The sequence below is a fragment of the Treponema sp. Marseille-Q4523 genome, from assembly GCF_016901105.1.
GTDB lineage: Bacteria > Spirochaetota > Spirochaetia > Treponematales > Treponemataceae > Treponema_D.
The window spans coordinates 14,024-34,671 of the sequence record NZ_JAFEVM010000014.1 but is presented as its reverse complement, the minus strand read 5'-3'; the positions used below and the strand labels follow the sequence as shown (position 1 = coordinate 34,671).

The following is a 20,648-nucleotide window of genomic DNA, read 5'->3' as shown; positions in this document are numbered from 1 at the left end:
GCCCTCACCCTCAAAAAAATTAATAAAAAATAGAATGCACTGTGCGATAATATCGGCAGTTGAGAATATTATTAATAATTTATCAATCGCTATTATTAAGTTTTAATAATCGAAGAACGCGAATCGAAAACTTGCAGTATTCGATTTTTTCCGATATGATGTGCGCATGGCAAAGACGGTTGACAATAAAAAAATCATCTACACGATGGACGATGTGAGCCGCGCGTACGGCACAAAAGTCGTTTTGAAAAATATCGGCATTTCGTATTATTACGGTGCAAAGATCGGCGTCATCGGGCCGAACGGATCGGGTAAATCGAGCCTGTTTAAAATACTTGCGGGACGCGATACGGAGTTTACGGGTGAAACGCATCTCGCGCCGGGCTATTCGATCGGCTATCTCGAACAGGAGCCGGAACTCGAAGCGGGGAAAACGGTCAGAGAGATCGTCGGCGAAGGGGTCAAAGAGATTACCGACCTCCTTGCGGAATTCGATAAAGTAAACGAAGCGTTCGGAGATCCCGACGCGGACTTCGACAAACTCGGCGCGCGGCAGGCGGAGCTGCAGGAAAAACTTGACGCGCTCGATGCGTGGAATCTCGATGCGAATTTGGAGCTCGCGATGGAAGCGCTGCGTTGTCCGCCGGGAGATCAGATCGTCGACGTGCTTTCCGGCGGTGAGCGCAGGCGTGTTGCACTGTGCCGGCTGCTTTTGCAAAAGCCCGATATCCTTTTGCTCGACGAACCGACGAACCACTTGGACGCGGAAACGGTCGCGTGGCTTGAAAAGCATTTGAACGATTACGAGGGTACGGTCATCGCGATCACGCACGACCGTTATTTTCTCGACGATGTGGCCGGTTGGATTTTGGAACTCGACCGCGGCGAAGGTTATCCGTTTAAAGGCAATTATTCGAGCTGGCTTGAACAAAAAGAAGCGCGCCTTGCACTGGAAGAAAAGGGTGAAAGCGAACGGCGCAAAGCGATGCAGCGCGAACTCGAGTGGATCCACATGGGTGCGAAGGGCAGGCAGGCAAAACACAAAGAACACATTACGCGCTACAACGAACTGCTTTCGCAAAGCGGCAAAACCGCGCTCAAAGACACGCAGATTTCGATCCCCGCAGGCCCCAGGCTCGGAGGGGCGGTTATCGATGCGGAAAATTTAACAAAATCGTACGGCGACAAACTCCTGTTCGAAAATCTTTCGTTTCATATTCCGGCGGGCGCGATCGTCGGCATCGTGGGACCGAACGGCGCGGGAAAGACGACGCTGTTCAAATTGATCGCGGATGCCGCAGGTCAAACTGCCGAACGGCTCGACGGCAAAGAGGGCGGAGAAAAACCGGATTCCGGTGAAATCAAAATCGGCTCGACGGTAAAATTGGTGTACGTCGATCAGCTCCGCTCGAAGCTCGATCCCGACAAAACGGTGTACGAACTGCTTTCCGGCGGACAGGATATCGTCAAGCTCGGCGCAGTCGATGAAAAAGGCAGAGCGCTTGAAGGCGGAGTGCGCGAAGTGAATGCGCATGCCTATTGTTCGTGGTTCAATTTTTCCGGCGCGGAACAGAATAAAAAGAGCGGCGTGCTTTCCGGCGGCGAAAAAAATCGGCTGAATCTCGGCATGATGCTCAAAGAAGCGGGTAACGTTTTAATGCTCGACGAACCGACGAACGACTTGGACGTGCAGACGGTGCGCGCGCTCGAAGAAGCCCTCGAAGACTTTGCCGGATGTGCGCTCGTCGTCAGCCACGACCGCTGGTTTTTGGACAGGATCTGCACGCACATACTCGCCTTTGAAAACAACAGCCAAGTACGCTTTTTCGAAGGCAACTGGTCGGAGTACGCGGCGTGGCGGAAAGCCCAGTTCGGAGACGATGTCGAAGTGCCGCGCAGGGTCGTGTACAGAAAGCTCACGCGATAGCGCAGGCGGCGTACACGGAAAATGCGGCTACCAGCGAGTCGCGGCGCGCTGCAAGCGATAGATGCTGTGATTGCCGTTGCAGTAAAACGCGACGGCGCACACGAACGCGAAGAGCGGCATGTATTGAAAACCGAACACCGCGCCCGTGATCGCGATCGGCGCAAGGAGCGTATTCGTCGCGCTGCCGAACACCGCGCCGTGTCCGAGCGCAGCTCCCAAAAGCGGGGGCAAACCGAAAAGAGGAGCAGCGACATAGCCGAAAGCCGAACCGATGATAAAAAGCGGCGTAAGCTCTCCGCCTTGAAAACCGGCAGAAAGGCAGACAACGGTAAACAGTAATTTTAAAATCCAGTCGTACGCAAACACGTTTCCGCCCGCAAAAATCGCATCGGTTATCTGAAAACTCAAACCCGCGTATCTTCCGCGATGGGCGACAAAAAGCAGCGCGCTCAAAACCACGCCGACGATAAAAACCCGCTTGTATTTATTCGGCAGCCAAGATTGAAAATGACTGTAGCAATATTTTAAAAGATGCGCAAAAAGCTGCCCCGCGGCGCAAAAAAGCAGGGCGAGCACTGTGAGCTTTGCGATAAAGGGCAGCGTAAAAGCCGCTGCGCCGCCCATATCGGGAAGCGGTGAATATTCGTGCGTAACGCCGAAGAGTCCCGAAACGGCCGATGCGCTTCCCGCAGCGATAATCGTCGGCACGAGCGCATAATAAAAGAGACGTCCCGTGATCATCACTTCGAGCGCAAAGCACACCGCAGCGAAGGGCGTACGGAACAAACCCGCAAAACCGCCGGCCATACCCGCAATGATAAAAGTCTGCGCGAGGCGTTTGTTTTTTACGAGCTTTCCGACGGTATAGCCGATCACTGCACCGATTTGACAGGCAACTCCCTCCCGCCCTACACTCGCCCCTCCGACGTGTCCGAGCCACGTTGCGCCGACGGCAAGCGGCACCATGCGGAACGGAATCGTCCGTCCGTCGTCAAACTCTGCGGCGAACACGAGATTCATACCCTCTTCTGCGCCGCCGCCCCATTTGTCGTATACGAACACGATACAAAGCCCGAGCAGCGGCAAAAGCGGAATTAAAAATATTTGATGTGCGTCGCGAAAATTATTAATTAATAATAAGCCGCGGCCGAATACCGCGCACACGGCACCGGAACACACGCCGACTGCGCAGGACAGCGCGCCTATTTTGAGCGCGGATAAAATTCGATACCACCATATATGAAACGTGCGCATAACATACGATTATAATTATTTCACAATTCCGCGTCTATCGGTTTGAAAAAATTTGAAAAATTATTTTGAAAACGTGTCATGTACCGCGCTTGCCGCCGAAAGCGCGCATCGGAAGGCTCACACGTATGCCCGTCACAAGTGCAAAGCCCGTGCAAAACGCATCGCCAAAGGAAGGCATTGAGCCGTCGCGTTTTTTAAAAACGGTATACGAGATGTCCTGCGTAAAACGGATCGACACGCTGCCCGCATCGAGCGGCGGCGTACAAAAAGATACGCCGAAAACGCCGGGAAAAGAGGATACGCTCATGCGTTCGCCTGAAAACGTCGGAGCGCCGAGTGCGACGGCAGGACCGGCATATATACGGACAGAATCGACCGGCGACAGCACGAGCATAAGCGGAACGAAAACCGCACCTCCTTCGTATCCCCGAATCATCGTTCCGACTCCCGGACAAAGCGGCCATTTCGAAATCGTTACGTCGGCTTCGGTACAAGCACCGCGGAAATTTGCGTCAAAAGCATTATCCTTAAAAAGCGACCAATCGATTGCCGCCGAAAAACTGCAGTAAAAGTTATCGATAAATGCACCGGAACCGCCGCCTCTTGTTCTTTTATCGCGATCTTTACCGGAAGAAGGCGCATCGGATTTTTGTTTATCGGAGTTGTCCGAAGCCGCGCCGGCCGCTCCTTTTGCCGAAGAAATAAAACGCCCCGCGCCGACGTAATGCGTCTTCCAATATCGCTCGTTCCGCGACGAAACGATAACGCCCGTTTTCGGACCGTCGCTCGCCGCGTGGATCATTTTATCATTGCCTATGTACAGACCGACATGCGTTATGCGCCCCGACGAAGATGCCGAAAAAAACAGCAAATCGCCCGCTTCGATTTCATCGTCCGAAATATGCTCGACAAAACGGTACATCGCATGAGCGCTTCGAGGAAGCTGCACCTTTGCCGACTTCCGCGCGATAAAATAAATAAAGCCGGAACAGTCGAACGATTGCGGACCGGTCGCGCCAGTAACATACGGAGAGCCGATATATTTTTTTGCGTCCGCGATAAGCGCTTCGCGTTTCATCTGCGACGCTTCCGTTTTCGATCCGGCATAGACCGATGCGCAGAGCGCGAACAAAAAAATGCCGACGTGCAGACTCCTTCGTAAGATTCCCATACTTCTATTATAGGCGAAAAGCGGTAATTTTTTCAGCGGTTTTTAGGGAAATACATTACGTTTTAAACGGTAGAAGATATAACCAGTTTATGCTATAGTTGTATCAAAAGTTGATACGGCGAGGATTCTAAAATGGGAAATTATGCATATTTAAGCTGTTCCGGAAATTATTCGGAATTTGATTTTAATCAATATGCAATTCGCTTTAGAACTTCTTCTCACTTACGCAAATACGATGAAATCAAACATTGGGATAACGGATATCTTGTCGTGACAGCCGATTACGACACAACGGGTGCCGTAGAAGAGTACATCGATTTAGTACCGATGTTGAAAAATTTATTTATAGACCCTGGGGATTTTTTAAAACAAATAAAAGAGGTACGGTTAAAAAATGCTTGATGTAAAAGAACTGGCGAACAAGGCTGATGTTATAATAGACGGTTATGCTTTTTTTAAACACGAATCGGGAGTCCGCGTCTTAAATCTCAACAATACGGCACATGCGGCGGTTTTTTCGCGAAAAAACGAAGTTCTTGAAACCACAATGGATGATATTGAAATTTCGATTGTAAAAGATTATTTAAAACGGAGCTGGAAATATATGGAGAATGAAATTGCCTAAATATTATGATTTTAAAGTTTGCGGCTATTATCTGTATTTTACCGCAAAATGTATCATTGAAGCATTTCATGTCCATGCGAGCGATTCAAAATTAACGGAAGAAGGTGCTGCAAAATTTTTTGTAAAAGAAAACGGCGGTACGGAAATTCAGAAAAAGGGCGTACTGTCTCAAAAAGAATTAAAAATCATCCAAAAATTCATCAAAGAAAATTATAAAGAAATGTATAAAAAGTGGTCGGCACTCAGCGACAGCGGATTCTTCACGGGAAAATAATTTCAGCAATCCCTTCCGACAGGATTCAGACAGACATAAATCACATAAATTTATCCCCCCGATTTCACAATTATGTGATAAAATAGTACATTATGACAAACACAAATGATTTACCCTGGTCGTTTCTCGATTCATACCGCGGCAAAGTGTTCGACGGCGAATGGCCGACTTTTCCGCAAGTGTTCCGAATCTCCGCCGAGCGGTTTCCCGACAGTCCGTGCTTTACCGATTTCGACGGCCCGAACGCTTCGAAACGGTCTTTCAGTTACGCGCAAGCGCTGAAAAATATAGAATCGCTTGCAGTATGGCTCACGGCGAACGGAGTTAAAAAAGGAGATCGGGTTGCCGTAACCGGAAAGAATTCGCCCGAGTGGGCGGTCGCGTATTTGGCGATCCTTTTCGCCGGCGGTATCGTCGTCCCGATCGATTACGCGCTGCGCGACAACGAAGTCGACAATCTCCTGCGCGTATCGGATCCGAAAATCATCTTCGTCGATGAAGAAAAATACGAATCGTTCGCACGCAATGCCGCCTCTTTGAAAGTCATGTCGCTGAGTCCGAAGTACCCGGAAACCTATGTTTGTAATTTAAAAGCCGACGGTAAAATCGAACCGAACCGGGAAGCCGAAAGCGGCGACGTCGCGGCGATTTTATTTACGTCGGGAACGACGGGTACGCCCAAAGGTGTCATGCTCACGCACGAAAATTTAATAAGCGATTGCTATATCGCGCAGCTGAATTTCAGACACTACAACGGAGACGTATTTTACGCGCTCCTTCCGATCCACCACGCATACACGATGCAGGCGGCGTTTATCAATCCGCTGTCGACGGGAGCCGAAATCGTATTCGGGAAAAACATGGCCGTCTCCCGCCTCATGCGAGAACTGCGCGAAGGCAAGATCACCGTCATGCTCGGTGTGCCGCTTTTATACAACAAACTGCTCGCCGGCATAAAAAAAGGCATCCGTGAAAAAGGCGTACTCGTCGCAGGCATCATGCGTTTTCTCATGGGATTTTCCTACCTCGTCAAAAAACTCACCGGAAAAAATCCCGGAAAAGTGCTGTTCAAAGCGGTACTCGAACAGGCGAACATCTACACGCTGCGCGTCGCGATCTGCGGAGGCGGTCCGCTTTCTTCGAGCGTGTTCAAAGCGTACAACGCTGCGGGTATCAATTTTATTCAAGGATACGGCTTGACCGAAACGAGCCCCATCATCGCGCTGAATCCGGTCGAACGTTTTAAAATCGAAAGCGTCGGAAAAGATTTTTATCCGTACGAAGAAGTTAAAATTCTCAATCCCGATAAAGACGGCATCGGAGAAATCGCCGTGAAAGGCCCGATGGTAATGAAAGGCTATTACAATATGCCGGAAGAAACTGCGAAAATGTTTACCGACGACGGCTTTTTCAAAACGGGCGATGTCGGCAAAATCGACGACGAACGCTATATTTCGCTGTGCGGACGGGCAAAGAACATCATCGTCACGTCGGGCGGAAAAAACGTGTATCCCGAAGAGATCGAAGACGCGTTCCAGCTCTACGACAATATTCAGCAGATCACGGCGCAAGGTTATGTCGAAGACGACGAATCGAAATCGGAAAGCATAGAAGCGCTAATCTATCCGAGCGACGAAGCGTTCAAAAAAATCGGCATAGAACGAGGCGATTCTTTTTCGAACGATGACATACGTCATTTGATTCAAGCCGACGTCGATGCGGTAAATCACACGCTGCAGCCTTATGCGCGAATCACGAAGATAACGATACTCGATAAACCGTTGGAAATGACGACGACGCTCAAAGTAAAACGGAATTACAAAAAATAATAACGCACAAAAACAATAAACGATGCCGGCCGATTTGCGAAAACAAGCCGGCGTCTTACCGTTTGCTCATTGCGGCGGATTTTTCACAGGCGGCTTTTACGGCATCGAATACCGCCGATCGGAAGCCGCCTTTTTCCAAAGCGGCGACCCCTTCGATCGTCGTGCCGCCGGGAGAGCATACGGCATCTTTCAGAGCGGCGGGACTTTTTCCGCCGGCAAGAACCGCAGCGGCCGCTCCCTTTACCGTCTGCGCCGCATAGACGTAGGCCGCATCTCTCGGCATACCCGAGCGGACGGCGGCATCGGCAAGCGCTTCGATAAACACGAACGCGTATGCCGGCCCCGAACCGCTCACCGCCGTTACGCAGTCCATAAGTTTTTCATCGACGCGCTCGACTTTCCCCGAAGCTTCGAGGAGGGCGCATATAGCCGCAACGCTCTCTTCGCTTACATCGCTTGAAGCTGCAAGGGCGGTCATCCCTTCTCCTACGGAAACGGGCATATTCGGCATAATGCGCACAACGGGTTTTCCCGAAGCTTTAGAGAGAGCATCAAGCGGAACACCTGCGGCCATGGAAACGACCGTCGCATCGCCTTTGAGAGAGTCCGAAATCTCTTCAAGCACGGAAAGAACGTAAGCGGGCTTTACCGCGATAAAAACGTAATCGCTTTTTCGGGCGGCTTCCGAATTCGTCGGAACCGCGACGCACTTCGTTTCCGCCGCGATCGCTTCGGCGTGTTCAAAATGTTTTGCGCTCACTTTCACCGACTGCGGATCGATTTTTTTGCACAGCGCGCGGATAACCGTTCCTCCCATCGCCCCGCAGCCGATAACGCTTACCGTGATTTTTTTCATATCGAAAGCATCCGCCATATCCGCCTCACTTTAAAAATTAATAATCAATGACCAGCCGCAAGCACTGCCGTTTTTACAAACGCGTATTCAATGCCGGTTCCCACGAATGCACATACGCTGTCGGTTTTCGCATAATTTCTGCAATCGCATATTCGATGCGGTTTCAGAACCATTAACTCGCGTTTCAAGACCGCCTGATATCCTGCAGCAGTTTTTCTTCATCGGCAAAAAAGAGCGTACCGCATTCCTTTCCCGCCGCGAGATTTTCAATCGCATTTTCCGTACCCTTTGCAAGAAGGAGCGGGATCCCGTACGACGTCGAAAGTTCGGCCGCTTCGAGTTTCGTTTCGATGCCCCCGGTACCGAACGAATTCGTCGCACCGATCGTAATCGATTTTCGAAGAGAAGCGATATCGGTTACCGTCGCAACGAGTTTTGCGTCTTTGTTCGTCTTGGGATTGTCGGTGTAAACGCCGTCGATGTCGCTGAACAAAATCAAAAGATCCGCGCTCCACAAAACCGCCGTCAGCGCGCTCAGATTGTCGTTATCGCCGATCCTGATTTCATCGAAAGACACCGAATCGTTTTCGTTGATGATCGGCACGACACCTTCGTCGACGAGCGTAAAAAGCGTATTCCGTATATTGAGCGTGCGATGGTCGTTCGTAAAATCGTCCTTTGTCAAAAGCAGCTGACCGATATGCAGACCGTATTTATTGAACGCGCTCCGCCATCTGTCCATGAGTTCGACCTGCCCGATCGCGCACAGCGCCTGCCGATAGTGAACGTCGCGCTTTCTGGCCCACTCTTTGATCGTCGCAAGCCCGCTGATCTGCGCGCCGGACGACACGACGACGATCTGTTTGCCGCCGTCGATGAGCGCCTTCGTTTGACGTGCGAAGTTTTCCATAAAGCCGTCGTTCGGCAAACCCGTCGCATCCGCAAGCGTGTTGCTGCCGATTTTGATAACGATTTTCCGCGACCGATTAATAATTTCAGCGATCGCTTTTCCGTTTCCCGCTTCCGTTTCACTCATCGAATTTGTCCTTCGCCGTCGATGACGTATTTCGTCGTCGTCAGCGCTTTGATGCCCATAGGCCCGCGCGCATGGAGTTTTTGCGTGCTTATGCCGAGTTCCGCACCGAAGCCGAACTCTCCGCCGTCGGTAAAGCGCGTCGATGCATTGACATAGACACAGGCGGCATCGACTTGCGCTTGAAATTTACGGGCGTGAGAGAGGTCGTTCGTCACGATGCATTCGGAATGTTTCGTGTTGTGTACGTTTATGAATTCGATCGCTTCATCGACCGAGTCGACGGCGCGGACGGCGCACACGTAATCGAGAAATTCAAATCCGAAGTCTTCATCCTTCGCGTGCACAACGCAGTCCGCCCCGTAGAACCCGCCTTTTGCAGCTTCGTCTTTTTCATATGCGTCTTTCAAAATCGGATAGCACACATCGTCCGCGCGGAGCTGCGCACGACCGGCCAATTTTTTTTCAAGCAGCGGCAAAAAATCATCCGCGATTTTTTTATTGACCAAAATACATTCGATCGCATTGCACGCGCCGGGACGTTGGAGCTTTGCGTTTTCGGCAATCGACGCCGCCGTCTCCGCGTCCGCCGTTTCATCGACATAGAGGTGACACACGCCGCTTCCCGTTTCGATGACCGGCACGCGCGCGTTTTGCACGACGTTTTGTATGAGCGCTTTGCCGCCGCGCGGAATCACGACATCGATTTTTCCGACGGCGTGTAAAATCTCCGTAACATCTTCGCGGCTTTCGCTTTCCGAAAGTTCGACCGCTTCGGGAACGCCCGCTTTTTGCAATCCGTCTTTGATCGCGCAAACGAGCGCTTTATTCGATTCGAGCGCGGAAGACGATCCGCGCAGCAAAATCGCATTGCCGCTTTTGTATGCGAGACAAAAGGCATCCACGGTAACGTTCGGCCGCGATTCGTAGATGATCGCCGCGACGCCGAGCGGAACGCGCACTTGCCGTATCCGCATACCGTTCGGGCAAGTCCGGCCGGCGACGACTTCGCCCACGGGATCCTCCTGAGCGATGACGATGCGCATACCTGCGATGATATCGTCGATTTTTTTATCATCGAGCGAAAGGCGTTCGACAAGAGCGCGCGGCATACCCGCCTTTTCGGCACGGCTCACGTCGAGCGCGTTCGCCGCAAGGAGCGCGGAACGGCAGGAATCGATACGGGCGGCAACAACTTCAAGGGCGCGGTTTTTTTGCTCCGCGGTTTGCAGGGCAAGTTTTTCAGATCCTCGCCGGAGGGAAGCGCATACGTTATTTAAATCCATCGTCAGCCTCAAAAACAAAAAGCCGGGAACACGCTGAACCCGGCCGCATTTACAAACGAAGTTCTCGCCGAAAGCACAGCGTTATTTAGAAATACTTTCGAAACTCGCCTTTCGTCCTAATAGTTTGCAAGGAAATACATCCCGAGCAAAATCGCATGGCGGCACTTCGTTTCGGGCCAATCGGCATTGCGCGGCAAACTGCCTACATACCACCAGTACGTGCCGAATTCGGGATCGATGCGCAGCGCGTATTCATTGAAATCGTCCGTGTGCACCTGCTCTCCGAACATGAGATACACCGCATTATAGAGAATATCGAGAAACGGCGCATAAGACGCTTTCCACGTCTGCGCGGGATCGGAGCGGAACTGTTCAAGCTGATAGAGGATACGCTCTTTCAATTCGATATCCGTTTTTTCAACCCACGTTTTTTGAATCAACAATGCAAGATTATTTTTAAAACTCACCGTCAGTTTGGCGTCATCGGCCGCATTTCTTTGCGAAAACGATTGATTACCGAAGCCGAACGCTTGTACGATGATATCCGTTGCACCGGAAAAATCTTTTTCGTCATTCGATTTGACAAATACGGAAAGGGCATCGACGGTTTTTTTATCTACAAACTCTTCTATCGTCCAGACCATATAATAATAATATAATATTGCTGTCCTTTATTCAATAAGCGCTTTTTAATGTGTAATGTGTTTCATCCATTACCCATTATTTAAGAGGCGATAAGGCTCGCGCGTATCGCTTCTACGGCTTCGACGACTTTCGGATCGAACTGTTTGCCCGACAGCCGTTTAATGGTGTCAACGGTTTCATCGACGGAAAGCGCTTCTTTGTACGGACGTTTGCTCAGCAGCGCGTCAAGCACATCCGCGGCCGCCATAATGCGCGCGGCAAGCGGAATATCCGTTCCCGAAACGTGCTGCGGATAGCCTTCGCCGTTCCACCATTCATGATGTCCGAGCGTCATCGATCGAGCGGTTTCCGTGTACTCATCGGTTTCTATACCGGAAAGATATTTTTCGATCAAACTCGCGCCGTACAGCGGATGTTTTCGTATCATTTCGAATTCCTGATCCGTCAGCGGTCCCGACTTTGAAAGGACGTCTTCGGGAATGCTTATCTTTCCCAAATCGTGAAGCGGCGCCGCCTTCGTCATCGTATCGATAACGTCGTCGGTCAACTCATCGGTATAATGACCGAGTTCACGCAGCTTTAAGCTGATACGCCGTACGTATTCGCTCGTACGTTTAACGTGTTCGCCCGTCGTATAGTCTTTCGATTCGACGAGGTTTGCAAAACCAGCGATGAGCTTTGTCTGCATGGCGCGGATACGAACATCCTGTTCGTACTGTTTTTGCAGGCTCTCGTGCGCCGACGATACGACATTATACGAAAGGATAACGCAGAATATATATTCGAGCGTTGAACCGCTGCCGTATGTTATAAACCAGCGTATACCGTAAAGCGCTCCTGCAGGATAGGGCTGCACCGCTCGACTCCTGATATACAGCGACGCGATCATCATGATATAACAGGCGATGATCACCCGATAGGTAAAGTGCTTTTTATAATACATGCAGCTCAATACCGGTACGAGCACATACAAAATAAAAACCGATATACCCGGCATAATCGAAAGGAAAATAACGAGCAGCTCAAGCGCGCCGAGCGTAATGTATTTCGTATAATGCGCGTACGGAACGCGCCGTATAAACCAAAATAAAAAAATGCTTGAAACTGTGAAAAAAAGCGTATAAGCGAATAAAAGCGTATAATTCGCTTTCGGAAAGATATTGAAATACCGCGCGGCGAGCATGACCGGCCCCGCAAATGTGAATAAACTGTATAATTTTACGACAACTTGATTTACCCGACGTTCGTTTTCGTCGAAGAAATCAACGCTTGAGTTCGGCTGCATTGTAATTCTCTCTCGTTAAAACTTTTTCTAAACCGAAATTAACTGTCTGAATGCACCTCTGAAAAGGCGTACGCTTTCATATAGTGCTTCCATAAATATACTATATATAACATATTTTATAAAAATGTAAATAGTATAATAAATTAATTCTATATTAACTTTCTTTTCCTTTACAAAATCGATATTCATCGTATGAAAAAGAAAAAAGATTTACCCTGCATGCATATATGGAGCCCTATTATAAAAAGCAGGCAGGCGGTTACAAAAAAGTGCGCTCTTGTTTCATATTCGGAATTACTTTAACATGATGAAGCACCCGGCAGGCTGAGGTAAATATTGATACACTGACTTTTATACGGGGAGAAAATATGGATGCAAAAACTTGTTTGGAAAAACTGCAATATGTCGGCGTTCTTGCCTTTGCAACCGTAGATGAAAAAGGAAATCCACAGGTACGCAATATTAGTGCCATCCACTACGAACCGAATGCTCTGTATTTTTTTACCGCCAGAGGAAAGGATTTTTGTAAGGAGTTACTTTCCGACGGCAGGGTACAAATTCTCGGATATACAAGATATAAAGAAATGATTCGCCTGTCGGCAAAAGCTATGCCGGTAGATCAGGAAAAACAGAAATATTGGATTGACAAAATTTTTTCCGAGCAGCCCTATCTTTCTAATGTCTATCCCGCAGATACACGCAATATCGGAATTATATTTGAAATTCTCAATGCAAGTATTGAATATTTCAATCTTGGCGTAAATCCGATTTTCCGAGAAAGCTATATGATCGGCAGCGGCAAAATTGAAGCAAAGGGATATCATATAACAGACTCCTGTATTGAATGCGGAAAATGTGCAAAAAACTGCCCGCAAAGATGTATTACAGCGGGGCGTCCGTTTGTCATTCGACAAGAACATTGCCTTCATTGCGGAAGCTGTTGGGAAAATTGTCCGGTGCAAGCTATTGTAAAACGAGCCGATATTTAAAAACGTAAATTTTAGAAAGGTACGGATATGAAAAAGAAAGAAGATTTACCCGATTGTCCCGTCGCAACAACAATACAGGTGCTTGGCAGTAAATGGAAACTGTTCATTATCAGGAATCTGCTTATCAGACCGTGGCGGTTTAATGAGTTGAAAAACGATCTTGAAGGAATCAGCCAAAAAGTGCTGACGGAAAGTTTACGCTCTATGGAAGACGACGGAATCATTGTCCGAAGCGAAATCGAAAGTACACCGCCGAAAATCGTCGAATATGCGCTTTCTCCGCTCGGAGAAACGCTGCGGCCGCTTCTTGAAGAAATGCGGAGTTGGGGTACTTATTATAAAACACAGGTAAAAAGATAAGCGGTTACAAAAAGGTGCGTTCTTTTTTTATGGTCACAATTGTGTTATACTGTAATCAGTATATTTTACTAGGAGGCTAATATGGCACTTTCAAATCTTGCCGATTGGAATGAAACGAAGGAAAGCCCTAACAAGGGAGCGGCGTGCGGTACGGCATGCGGTTCCGGAAAACCGGCTAAGCCTGATAAAAAACCTGCGGCCTGCGGTTCTGCCTGCGGCGCGGACAAACCGGCAAAGCCCGAAAAAAAGCCCGCCGCCTGCGGTTCTGCGTGCGGTGCCGGTAAACCGGCTAAGCCTGAGAAAAAACCTGCGGCCTGCGGTTCTGCGTGCGGAGCAGGCGGAAAGTAATCCGTTTGGAGATTATAGCGGACGGTAGATTTTTATGCTGCCGTCCTTTTTTTTATCGATATGGCACATGAATATTTTGCCTTCCAATGGCACATCACCGACGAATGCGACCAACGCTGTAAACACTGTTACATCTTTGCCGAAGGACACCCTGCATTAGTAACAATGAACCGCGTGCGGATCGAACACGTTTTTTTTAACGCATTGGAATTCTGTCAAAAATTCGATCGGCTTCCGTATTTTTATATCACCGGCGGCGATCCGATTTTGCATCCGCATTTTTGGTTTTTGCTTTCGCTTATAAAAGAACACGATATCCCTTTTACGCTTATGGGAAATCCGTTTCATCTGACGGACGAAGTATGTCGTAAGATGCGCGATTACGGCTGCGATAAGTATCAAATGAGCATCGACGGTATGGAGCACACACATGACTGGTTTAGAAAGCCGGGCAGTTTTAAAACCACACTCGAAAAAATCAAAGTTATCAATGACGCCGGCATAACAAGCGTTATTATGACGACAGTCAGCGGTACGAATATTGATGAAATTCCTGCCGTGATCGACGCGGTCGTCCGTGCCGAAGCTCAGGTGTATGCGTTTGCCCGATATGTTCCGACGAGTGACGGTAAGGGCAACGAAAAAAGCGATTGGTATATTGCACCCGAACGTTATCGCGACTTTCTTGAGCAGGTTGATGTCATCTACACTGCTTATGAAAACCAAAACTGTAAAACTTATTTTAATCGAAAAGATCATCTATGGACGCTTTTCGATTACGAACACGGACGCTTTGAATTGCCCGCTCATACCCCGGCGGATAAGGTAACTTCGGCTTCCGGAACATCGGATGCGGGAACGGTTTCCGATCCGTCGATTCCCGGCGTCGGGTACAATTTCGACAAACTTATCATTTCCGGCGGCTGTAATTGCGGGAATTGCCATATCACGATTTTACCGACGGGCGATATTTACGCCTGCCGCCGCGTAGCAAACAGCCGTGTCGGGAACGCATGCGATGAGCGGCTGGCCGATGTATGGACGGGCAAAAAAATGGAAGCCTACCGCGACTACGGAAAATTCAACAAGTGCTCAAAATGTGAGTTGCTGCCGTATTGCCGCGGCTGTCCCGCCGTTGCAAGCGGAAGCTGCGGCGGAGATTTTTATGCCGCCGATCCGCAATGCTGGAAGGAAGTCGTATGAGCGGTTTAAAGCAGCTTAAGCCGGCACGGAAAATTATACCGGTTCTGTGCGGCATTTTTTTGATCGGTATTCTCTGTTATACGGCAGCCGGCCGAAAGGAGAATGCTCCTATGACGAATTTGGAGTTTTTTCAATCGCTGGATTACGAGGACGGTTTGAGCGTTGTCACAAAAATCTTCGATCGTTTTTCCCTGCAATACGGTACCACACTCGGCTTGGACGGCAATCCGCAGATTCGCCCTATTGAATTTAAGTTTGAACAGGACGGCGTTCTGTATTTCGATACTGTGGAGTTTTATGCTTCCTATGCCGAATTGCGCGCGCACCCGTATATTCAACTGTGTATCTGCGATCCGGAAACCATGACCTATGTGCGGTTGGGCGGCAAGGTGAATTTTACAAAAGATCCGGCTGTCGTAAACCGTTGCTTCGAGGAAAGCCCGGTGCTGACTTCGCAGTTCGGCAACAACCGGGAGGCCGTAGTCGCCTATTACCTGACTGAAACATGGGCGGAGTTCAATTCGTTTACAAAGGGATTATCGCCCCGCAGCTATAAACTGACAAACCGATTCGATACCGCGGTACAATAATAAACAAGTTTTCACTGATAAAAACCTGAAAACAAAATTAAAGCAGGAGGTTGTGATGCATACAATACCGAAGATGATGAAGGCTGTGGTACTGACCGAACCGACCGCGGCAAAAGACATTGTTTTAACCGATGTTCCCGTCCCCGCCGTAAAGAGCGGATGGGTACTCGTAAAGATCCATGCATTCGGACTCAACCATTCCGAACAAATCTTACGGCAATTTGAAATTGAACATGACTACATACAAAAACCGATTATCCCCGGTATCGAATGCGTAGGCGAAATTGCGGATGCTTCCGATACTCATTTTTCCGCCGGACAAAAAGTCGTTGCGCTCATGGGAGGAATGGGGCGTAGCTTCAACGGCAGCTATGCCGAATATGCCCTGCTTCCTTTTCACCATGTTTTTGCAATACAGTCCGATATGGCATGGACGGATATCGCCGCTGTTCCCGAAACATATTTTACCGCGTGGGGTTCTTTGTTCCGCTGTTTGCGGCTGCAAAAAGACGATGAGCTTTTGATCCGCGGCGGTACCTGCGCACTCGGTTACGCTTCAATTCAAATTGCAAAAGCGATAGGCTGCCGTGTCGCCGCAACAACGCACCGTGAAAGCAAATTGAGTTTGCTTAAAAATGCGGGAGCGGACGAGTGTATTTTGGACGACAGTAATCTGAACGAAAAATATCAAGGCCGCTTCAATAAAGTTTTGGAACTGGTCGGCTGTAAAACCTTGCGCGATACGTTGCGGTGTACCGCTTCAGGCGGCATCGTCTGTAATACGGGTGTGCTCGGCGGCGTGTTTGTACTTGACAATTTTGCTCCCATTCAGGAAATTCCGAGCGGCGTATATCTGACCGGCTTTCACAGCAATTTCCCGACACAAGCCGACATCGATTCGATTTTCGCTTTTTTAGCCGAACACAAATTAAATCCGCTTGTCGGAGAAAAGTTTGCTTTCCGCGATATTGGAAAAGCCTGCGAAGCATGCGACGGCGGCAAGGTAAACGGCAAAATCGTCGTGGAACTGTAAACGGCAAGAAAATATTTTATTTTTCAATTAGTGCGATTTCGTTAAACGCGAGCTTGTCTTTCAGAAATTAATATTTATGTGCTATTGCAAATTTAACAAAATTCGGAAAGTTTTCCGAAAATATATTTTATTAGCCGCCCCGAACAATTATTGCTTTTTCTTCTTTTCTTCTTTTTCCTTTACAAAATCACCGCGATCGGATATACTAGTTTTTCAGTAGGAAAATATGAAAATATCAACGCGCGGCAGATATGCGCTCCGCTTTATGATCGATTTGGCTCAACACAAGCAGGACGAATTTATCCCGTTGAAAGATATTTCGGAGCGGCAGGCTATTTCGATAAAATACCTCGAACAGATCACTTCTCTTTTGAGCAAATACGGACTTTTGCAAAGCGTACGCGGACCGCAGGGCGGCTACAAACTCGCAAGGCCGAAAAATCAATATACCGTCGGCGAAATACTGCGCATCACCGAAGGCGATTTGGCACCGGTGAGCTGTCTCGAAGCCAATGCGACGGGATGCAGCCGCCAATCGATCTGCGCGACCATAAAACTGTGGGAAGGGCTCGGAAAAGTGATCAACGCGTACCTCGACGGCATAACCCTCGATCAACTCACCGTGCTTCCCGAAACGCTCGACTACAGCATTTAAGATACGGAGGTAATCGCCGTGGCGGAAAAAATCGCAGCAAAACTGAGCGATCTCATCGGACATACGCCGATGATCGAAATCAAAAATACGGAAAAGCGCCTCTCGCTCCACGCACGCATCCTCGCAAAACTTGAATACTTCAATCCCGCCGGAAGCGTTAAAGACCGTATCGCAAAAGCGATGATAGACGACGGGATCAAAACGGGTAAAATCAAAAAAGATTCCGTCATCATCGAACCGACGAGCGGCAATACGGGGATCGCTCTCGCATCGGTATGTGCGAGCTGCGGACTGCGCCTCGTTCTAACGATGCCCGAAACGATGTCCGTCGAACGGCGCAATTTATTAAAAGCGTACGGCGCGGAAATCGTACTTACGGACGGCTCACAGGGAATGAAAGGTGCCGTCGACAAAGCGAATGAAATCGCAAAGAACACGCCGCACGGTTTTATACCGAACCAATTTACGAATCCCGTAAATCCCGAAACGCATTTCAAAACGACCGGTCCCGAAATCTGGGAAGCCTGCAGCGGACACGTCGACGCTTTCGTTGCAGGCGTCGGAACGGGAGGTACGCTTTCCGGCATCGGAAAATTTTTGCGTACAAAAAATAAAAACGTAAAAATCTTTGCGGTCGAGCCCGCTTCGTCTCCGCTTCTTTCGGAAGGCTATGCCGGTCCGCACAAAATCCAAGGTCTCGGCGCAAACTTTATCCCCGATACGCTCGATAAAAAAATTTACAACGAAGTTGTCGCAGTAAAAGACGAAGATGCGTTTTCGGCGGCAAAAGACTTCGGAAAAACGGAAGGCATACTCGCCGGTATTTCGTCCGGAGCCGCACTGTGGGCGGCGTACGAAGTTGCAAAGCGCGCGGAATTTAAAGATAAAACGATCGTCGTGCTGCTCCCCGATTCTGCCGACCGCTATATGTCGACACCGTTGTTTACGGACTGAAAAATACGCAGCGCCGGTCGTTTTTTACGCGATATACGTGATGCAATCAGGGCTTACACATGAGAATCTATATTCCCCAAAAAATAACCATTACCGTAAAAAATCGGCTGCACTCCCGGCAGCAGCCCTGCCGTTCGCCGCGGCAGACCGTAATTGGAATCGGACTGCGCGAACTTTTTTGCCAAAAAGTTCGCTTGCCATCGGTCTGAACGGCTCGGCGGCATTGCCGCTGCCTCGCGTTCCGCCTTTTTTATTTCATATTATGTCTCTTTTCTGTGCATACATTTTTCATGCGTAATCCCTGTTGATGTAATGCGTTCCCTTGCGTCCCGCCCGCGTTTCGGCTACACTCGTTTTATGACGAAAACGGCGCTCCAAAAAAAATTATTTTCGATGCAGGATACGGTTTATCGGCGGTTTCAGCAAAAGCTTTTGCCGACGCTTCCGGGCGAAACGATCATCGGCATACGGACTCCCGCTCTCCGCTCTTTTGCAAAAGAATTCGCAAAAACCCCCGATGCAAAAAAATTTATTAAAAATCTTCCGCACGTTTATTATGAAGAAAACAACGTACACGCGTTCATCATCGAAACGATTGCCGATTTCGACGACACCGTCGCAGCGCTCGACGAGTTTTTGTCCTACGTCGACAACTGGGCGACCTGCGATTCGATGAGTCCGAAAGCGCTCGAAAAAAATATTCCCGCGCTGTACAAAAAAGCGCAGGAATGGATCGCGTCGGGGAAAACTTATACGGTGAGATTCGGCATCGGCATACTCATGCGCTTTTTTCTCGACGAACGCTTTACGCTTTCGTCCGCAGCCCTCGTTTCAAAGATACGTTCGGACGAATACTATATCAATATGATGGTCGCGTGGTATTTTGCGACGGCGCTCGCAAAACAATACGATGCCGCTCTTCCCTTTATCGAAAAGAAAAAGCTCGATGTATGGACGCATAACAAAACGATTCAAAAAGCGAGCGAAAGTTACCGCGTTCCCGACGACCGCAAAAAATATTTGCGCAGCCTGAAGCGGAAACCTTAAAAATATTTCGATAAGCGCAGGTTACGGTCCGCTCTTACGCACATCGTGATTGCACTCTTTTTTTCGGTGCACTATAGTTTCCGTCGCAAAATTGTTCGGCAGCATTTATCTTGTAATATCACAAGGCCCGAGAGCATATTGCTTATTCCACTTCCAATCCTTTGAAAGAGAAACCGATTCCTGAGCAAAACCCGACAGCATTTCTGCTTTTAAATTTTCAAGAGAGGGTATACCGCTTATTGAATCAAGCGTCCGGATACAGCAACCCGCGGTAAGGGTAGCGATCGCAAGGGCTTGTTCGGGATTCAATCCGTCAAGAACACCTGCTAAAAAACCGGCAATCGCCGTATCTCCGGCACCTTTAGTAGATACAACAGGAACGGCACAGGGGGGAAACCATACTTCTCTGTTTGCCCACTTTTGCGGATTATCTATCGCACGAGGAATTTGCTTTATCGCATCTTCGCCTGCAGTTTTAAGATACAAACCTTTTTTACCGACTTTAAGAAGAATAATTTTCCCGCCGAGCGCGACCAGCATATTCGCAATTTCCTGAACTTTCTCAACGGTAATTAAATCAATAATATTATTACCTTTTCTTTCATTATTAATTTTTTTGTAGTAATCACTGTCGAGCATAATGAGCATCTCTTCAATACTCGGTTCAAAAAAATCCGTAAGAGGAAGCCAGCACGACAATATCCGTGCCCAATTAAGATCGGTTTCGCGGGGGGGACATACATCCAAAGAACATGCAATACCCTTATCTCTTACCCGCTTCAGAATATCATACATTCCCTTGCCGCCGTTTGAATACAAGTTTTTCATTGCTGTCGGATAGGCAAAATGAAAAACAGCGCTGTCTTCCGGAAATTTTGCGACATCAATTATATCCGATGAAAAAGATTTATTGCTGCCGCCGCTATTTATAATACATCTATCTTTACCGGGAACAGCAAATACAATCGACGTGGAAGTTCTTTCGTTTTGATCAGCGGCAAAAAAATAATCGACACCTTCCTCTTCCAAAATGATTTTAATAATGGAAGCTCTGTTATCGTTACCTGTCATTCCCATACTAAACACAGGAATGCCGAGCCTATTAAGGGCAAGCCCCGTATTTCCTATAGTACCTCCGACATGCATTTGAATATCGGGAACATATATCAACTTTCCCTGCGTAATTTCAAAATCCTCGTTTTCAATAAACGGCTCTATGTCAAGAACAACGGATCCTCCGACTACGGCATATTTTTTCATTTTTTCTGTACACCATTTTATACG

The 20,648-nt window shown here is 48.6% G+C and carries 22 protein-coding genes; 14 read left to right on the top strand and 8 right to left on the bottom strand.

What is annotated here, in order from left to right:
* Window positions 1-166 precede the first annotated feature (166 nt).
* Window positions 167-1,927, top strand: a complete 1,761-nt coding sequence (gene ettA / locus JSQ97_RS06020) for an energy-dependent translational throttle protein EttA (RefSeq protein WP_205075229.1) — start codon at window positions 167-169, stop codon at window positions 1,925-1,927.
* A 27-nt stretch (window positions 1,928-1,954) separates the two neighbouring features.
* Here ettA and JSQ97_RS06015 read toward each other — a convergent pair whose 3' ends face one another.
* Complete coding sequence (locus tag JSQ97_RS06015; RefSeq protein ID WP_205075228.1) at window positions 1,955-3,181, bottom strand: chloride channel protein; 1,227 nt, start codon at window positions 3,179-3,181, stop codon at window positions 1,955-1,957.
* A 76-nt stretch (window positions 3,182-3,257) separates the two neighbouring features.
* Window positions 3,258-4,352: a C40 family peptidase gene (locus tag JSQ97_RS06010; protein ID WP_205075227.1), complete on the bottom strand. Its 1,095-nt coding sequence runs from the start codon at window positions 4,350-4,352 to the stop codon at window positions 3,258-3,260.
* 132 nt (window positions 4,353-4,484) lie between these two features.
* Here JSQ97_RS06010 and JSQ97_RS06005 point away from each other — a divergent pair, with 132 nt between their 5' ends.
* The 4 genes from JSQ97_RS06005 to JSQ97_RS05990 all read left to right on the top strand — a co-directional run bounded on the left by JSQ97_RS06005 (window position 4,485) and on the right by JSQ97_RS05990 (window position 7,080).
* Window positions 4,485-4,754 carry a DUF7724 family protein gene (locus tag JSQ97_RS06005; protein WP_205075226.1) on the top strand — a complete coding sequence of 90 codons (270 nt, stop codon included), beginning with the start codon at window positions 4,485-4,487 and terminating at the stop codon, window positions 4,752-4,754.
* Window positions 4,747-4,977: a DUF7723 family protein gene (locus JSQ97_RS06000; RefSeq protein WP_021329641.1), complete on the top strand. Its 231-nt coding sequence runs from the start codon at window positions 4,747-4,749 to the stop codon at window positions 4,975-4,977. The genes JSQ97_RS06005 and JSQ97_RS06000 overlap by 8 nt, the downstream gene beginning before the upstream one ends.
* The gene (locus tag JSQ97_RS05995) at window positions 4,964-5,251 is read left to right on the top strand and encodes a DUF4160 domain-containing protein (protein ID WP_239446997.1); all 288 of its coding nucleotides are present in this window, start codon (window positions 4,964-4,966) and stop codon (window positions 5,249-5,251) included. Before JSQ97_RS06000 ends, JSQ97_RS05995 begins: the two co-directional genes overlap by 14 nt.
* Before the next feature lie 92 nt (window positions 5,252-5,343).
* Window positions 5,344-7,080 carry an AMP-dependent synthetase/ligase gene (locus tag JSQ97_RS05990; RefSeq protein ID WP_205075225.1) on the top strand — a complete coding sequence of 579 codons (1,737 nt, stop codon included), beginning with the start codon at window positions 5,344-5,346 and terminating at the stop codon, window positions 7,078-7,080.
* Between the two features lie 55 nt (window positions 7,081-7,135).
* On the opposite strand, the gene proC is transcribed toward JSQ97_RS05990, so the two are convergent.
* The 5 genes from proC to JSQ97_RS05965 all read right to left on the bottom strand — a co-directional run bounded on the left by proC (window position 7,136) and on the right by JSQ97_RS05965 (window position 12,185).
* A complete protein-coding gene (gene proC / locus JSQ97_RS05985) occupies window positions 7,136-7,954 on the bottom strand; it encodes a pyrroline-5-carboxylate reductase (protein WP_205075224.1) in 819 nt (272 codons plus the stop codon).
* A 166-nt stretch (window positions 7,955-8,120) separates the two neighbouring features.
* Entirely contained in the window at window positions 8,121-8,972 is an 852-nt protein-coding gene (gene proB / locus JSQ97_RS05980) for a glutamate 5-kinase (RefSeq protein WP_205075223.1), read from the bottom strand.
* Window positions 8,969-10,255, bottom strand: a complete 1,287-nt coding sequence (locus tag JSQ97_RS05975; protein WP_205075222.1) for a glutamate-5-semialdehyde dehydrogenase — start codon at window positions 10,253-10,255, stop codon at window positions 8,969-8,971. Before JSQ97_RS05975 ends, proB begins: the two co-directional genes overlap by 4 nt.
* A gap of 116 nt (window positions 10,256-10,371) precedes the next feature.
* Window positions 10,372-10,899 (bottom strand): hypothetical protein, encoded by a 528-nt coding sequence (locus tag JSQ97_RS05970; protein ID WP_205075221.1) that lies wholly within the window; start codon window positions 10,897-10,899, stop codon window positions 10,372-10,374.
* Between the two features lie 80 nt (window positions 10,900-10,979).
* Window positions 10,980-12,185 (bottom strand): HD-GYP domain-containing protein, encoded by a 1,206-nt coding sequence (locus JSQ97_RS05965; RefSeq protein ID WP_205075220.1) that lies wholly within the window; start codon window positions 12,183-12,185, stop codon window positions 10,980-10,982.
* A gap of 368 nt (window positions 12,186-12,553) precedes the next feature.
* On the opposite strand from JSQ97_RS05965, the gene JSQ97_RS05960 reads away from it, so the two are divergent.
* The 9 genes from JSQ97_RS05960 to JSQ97_RS05920 all read left to right on the top strand — a co-directional run bounded on the left by JSQ97_RS05960 (window position 12,554) and on the right by JSQ97_RS05920 (window position 19,364).
* Window positions 12,554-13,174 carry a 4Fe-4S binding protein gene (locus JSQ97_RS05960; RefSeq protein ID WP_205075219.1) on the top strand — a complete coding sequence of 207 codons (621 nt, stop codon included), beginning with the start codon at window positions 12,554-12,556 and terminating at the stop codon, window positions 13,172-13,174.
* Between the two features lie 27 nt (window positions 13,175-13,201).
* Window positions 13,202-13,534 (top strand): winged helix-turn-helix transcriptional regulator, encoded by a 333-nt coding sequence (locus JSQ97_RS05955; RefSeq protein ID WP_205075218.1) that lies wholly within the window; start codon window positions 13,202-13,204, stop codon window positions 13,532-13,534.
* Window positions 13,535-13,615: 81 nt separating this feature from the next.
* Complete coding sequence (gene acgA, locus JSQ97_RS05950; RefSeq protein WP_205075217.1) at window positions 13,616-13,882, top strand: ACGX-repeat peptide; 267 nt, start codon at window positions 13,616-13,618, stop codon at window positions 13,880-13,882.
* Between the two features lie 60 nt (window positions 13,883-13,942).
* Window positions 13,943-15,085: a radical SAM/SPASM domain-containing protein gene (locus tag JSQ97_RS05945; RefSeq protein ID WP_205075216.1), complete on the top strand. Its 1,143-nt coding sequence runs from the start codon at window positions 13,943-13,945 to the stop codon at window positions 15,083-15,085.
* A 119-nt stretch (window positions 15,086-15,204) separates the two neighbouring features.
* Entirely contained in the window at window positions 15,205-15,675 is a 471-nt protein-coding gene (locus JSQ97_RS05940; RefSeq protein ID WP_239446996.1) for a pyridoxamine 5'-phosphate oxidase family protein, read from the top strand.
* A 55-nt stretch (window positions 15,676-15,730) separates the two neighbouring features.
* Window positions 15,731-16,708 carry a zinc-binding dehydrogenase gene (locus JSQ97_RS05935; protein WP_205075214.1) on the top strand — a complete coding sequence of 326 codons (978 nt, stop codon included), beginning with the start codon at window positions 15,731-15,733 and terminating at the stop codon, window positions 16,706-16,708.
* A gap of 226 nt (window positions 16,709-16,934) precedes the next feature.
* Window positions 16,935-17,363: an RrF2 family transcriptional regulator gene (locus JSQ97_RS05930; protein ID WP_205075213.1), complete on the top strand. Its 429-nt coding sequence runs from the start codon at window positions 16,935-16,937 to the stop codon at window positions 17,361-17,363.
* An 18-nt stretch (window positions 17,364-17,381) separates the two neighbouring features.
* A complete protein-coding gene (cysK, locus tag JSQ97_RS05925; RefSeq protein ID WP_205075212.1) occupies window positions 17,382-18,317 on the top strand; it encodes a cysteine synthase A in 936 nt (311 codons plus the stop codon).
* A gap of 357 nt (window positions 18,318-18,674) precedes the next feature.
* Window positions 18,675-19,364 (top strand): DNA alkylation repair protein, encoded by a 690-nt coding sequence (locus JSQ97_RS05920; protein WP_205075211.1) that lies wholly within the window; start codon window positions 18,675-18,677, stop codon window positions 19,362-19,364.
* A gap of 105 nt (window positions 19,365-19,469) precedes the next feature.
* Here the strand turns inward: JSQ97_RS05920 and JSQ97_RS05915 are convergent, their stop codons facing one another.
* Entirely contained in the window at window positions 19,470-20,624 is a 1,155-nt protein-coding gene (locus JSQ97_RS05915) for a carbohydrate kinase family protein (protein ID WP_205075210.1), read from the bottom strand.
* Window positions 20,625-20,648: the final 24 nt, after the last annotated feature.

Bases quoted from the DNA above. Each gene is read 5' to 3' on its own strand.
- JSQ97_RS06010 (WP_205075227.1), bottom strand. From the start codon at position 4,352: ATGGGAATCTTACGAAGGAGTCTGCACGTCGGCATTTTTTTGTTCGCG.
- ettA (WP_205075229.1), top strand. From the start codon at position 167: ATGGCAAAGACGGTTGACAATAAAAAAATCATCTACACGATGGACGAT.
- JSQ97_RS05915 (WP_205075210.1), bottom strand. From the start codon at position 20,624: ATGAAAAAATATGCCGTAGTCGGAGGATCCGTTGTTCTTGACATAGAG.
- JSQ97_RS05955 (WP_205075218.1), top strand. From the start codon at position 13,202: ATGAAAAAGAAAGAAGATTTACCCGATTGTCCCGTCGCAACAACAATA.
- proB (WP_205075223.1), bottom strand. From the start codon at position 8,972: ATGAGTGAAACGGAAGCGGGAAACGGAAAAGCGATCGCTGAAATTATT.
- acgA (WP_205075217.1), top strand. From the start codon at position 13,616: ATGGCACTTTCAAATCTTGCCGATTGGAATGAAACGAAGGAAAGCCCT.
- JSQ97_RS06015 (WP_205075228.1), bottom strand. From the start codon at position 3,181: ATGCGCACGTTTCATATATGGTGGTATCGAATTTTATCCGCGCTCAAA.
- JSQ97_RS05920 (WP_205075211.1), top strand. From the start codon at position 18,675: ATGACGAAAACGGCGCTCCAAAAAAAATTATTTTCGATGCAGGATACG.
- JSQ97_RS05970 (WP_205075221.1), bottom strand. From the start codon at position 10,899: ATGGTCTGGACGATAGAAGAGTTTGTAGATAAAAAAACCGTCGATGCC.
- JSQ97_RS05965 (WP_205075220.1), bottom strand. From the start codon at position 12,185: ATGCAGCCGAACTCAAGCGTTGATTTCTTCGACGAAAACGAACGTCGG.
- JSQ97_RS05945 (WP_205075216.1), top strand. From the start codon at position 13,943: ATGGCACATGAATATTTTGCCTTCCAATGGCACATCACCGACGAATGC.
- proC (WP_205075224.1), bottom strand. From the start codon at position 7,954: ATGGCGGATGCTTTCGATATGAAAAAAATCACGGTAAGCGTTATCGGC.
- JSQ97_RS06005 (WP_205075226.1), top strand. From the start codon at position 4,485: ATGGGAAATTATGCATATTTAAGCTGTTCCGGAAATTATTCGGAATTT.
- JSQ97_RS06000 (WP_021329641.1), top strand. From the start codon at position 4,747: ATGCTTGATGTAAAAGAACTGGCGAACAAGGCTGATGTTATAATAGAC.
- JSQ97_RS05935 (WP_205075214.1), top strand. From the start codon at position 15,731: ATGCATACAATACCGAAGATGATGAAGGCTGTGGTACTGACCGAACCG.
- JSQ97_RS05975 (WP_205075222.1), bottom strand. From the start codon at position 10,255: ATGGATTTAAATAACGTATGCGCTTCCCTCCGGCGAGGATCTGAAAAA.
- JSQ97_RS05995 (WP_239446997.1), top strand. From the start codon at position 4,964: ATGAAATTGCCTAAATATTATGATTTTAAAGTTTGCGGCTATTATCTG.
- JSQ97_RS05960 (WP_205075219.1), top strand. From the start codon at position 12,554: ATGGATGCAAAAACTTGTTTGGAAAAACTGCAATATGTCGGCGTTCTT.
- JSQ97_RS05930 (WP_205075213.1), top strand. From the start codon at position 16,935: ATGAAAATATCAACGCGCGGCAGATATGCGCTCCGCTTTATGATCGAT.
- JSQ97_RS05990 (WP_205075225.1), top strand. From the start codon at position 5,344: ATGACAAACACAAATGATTTACCCTGGTCGTTTCTCGATTCATACCGC.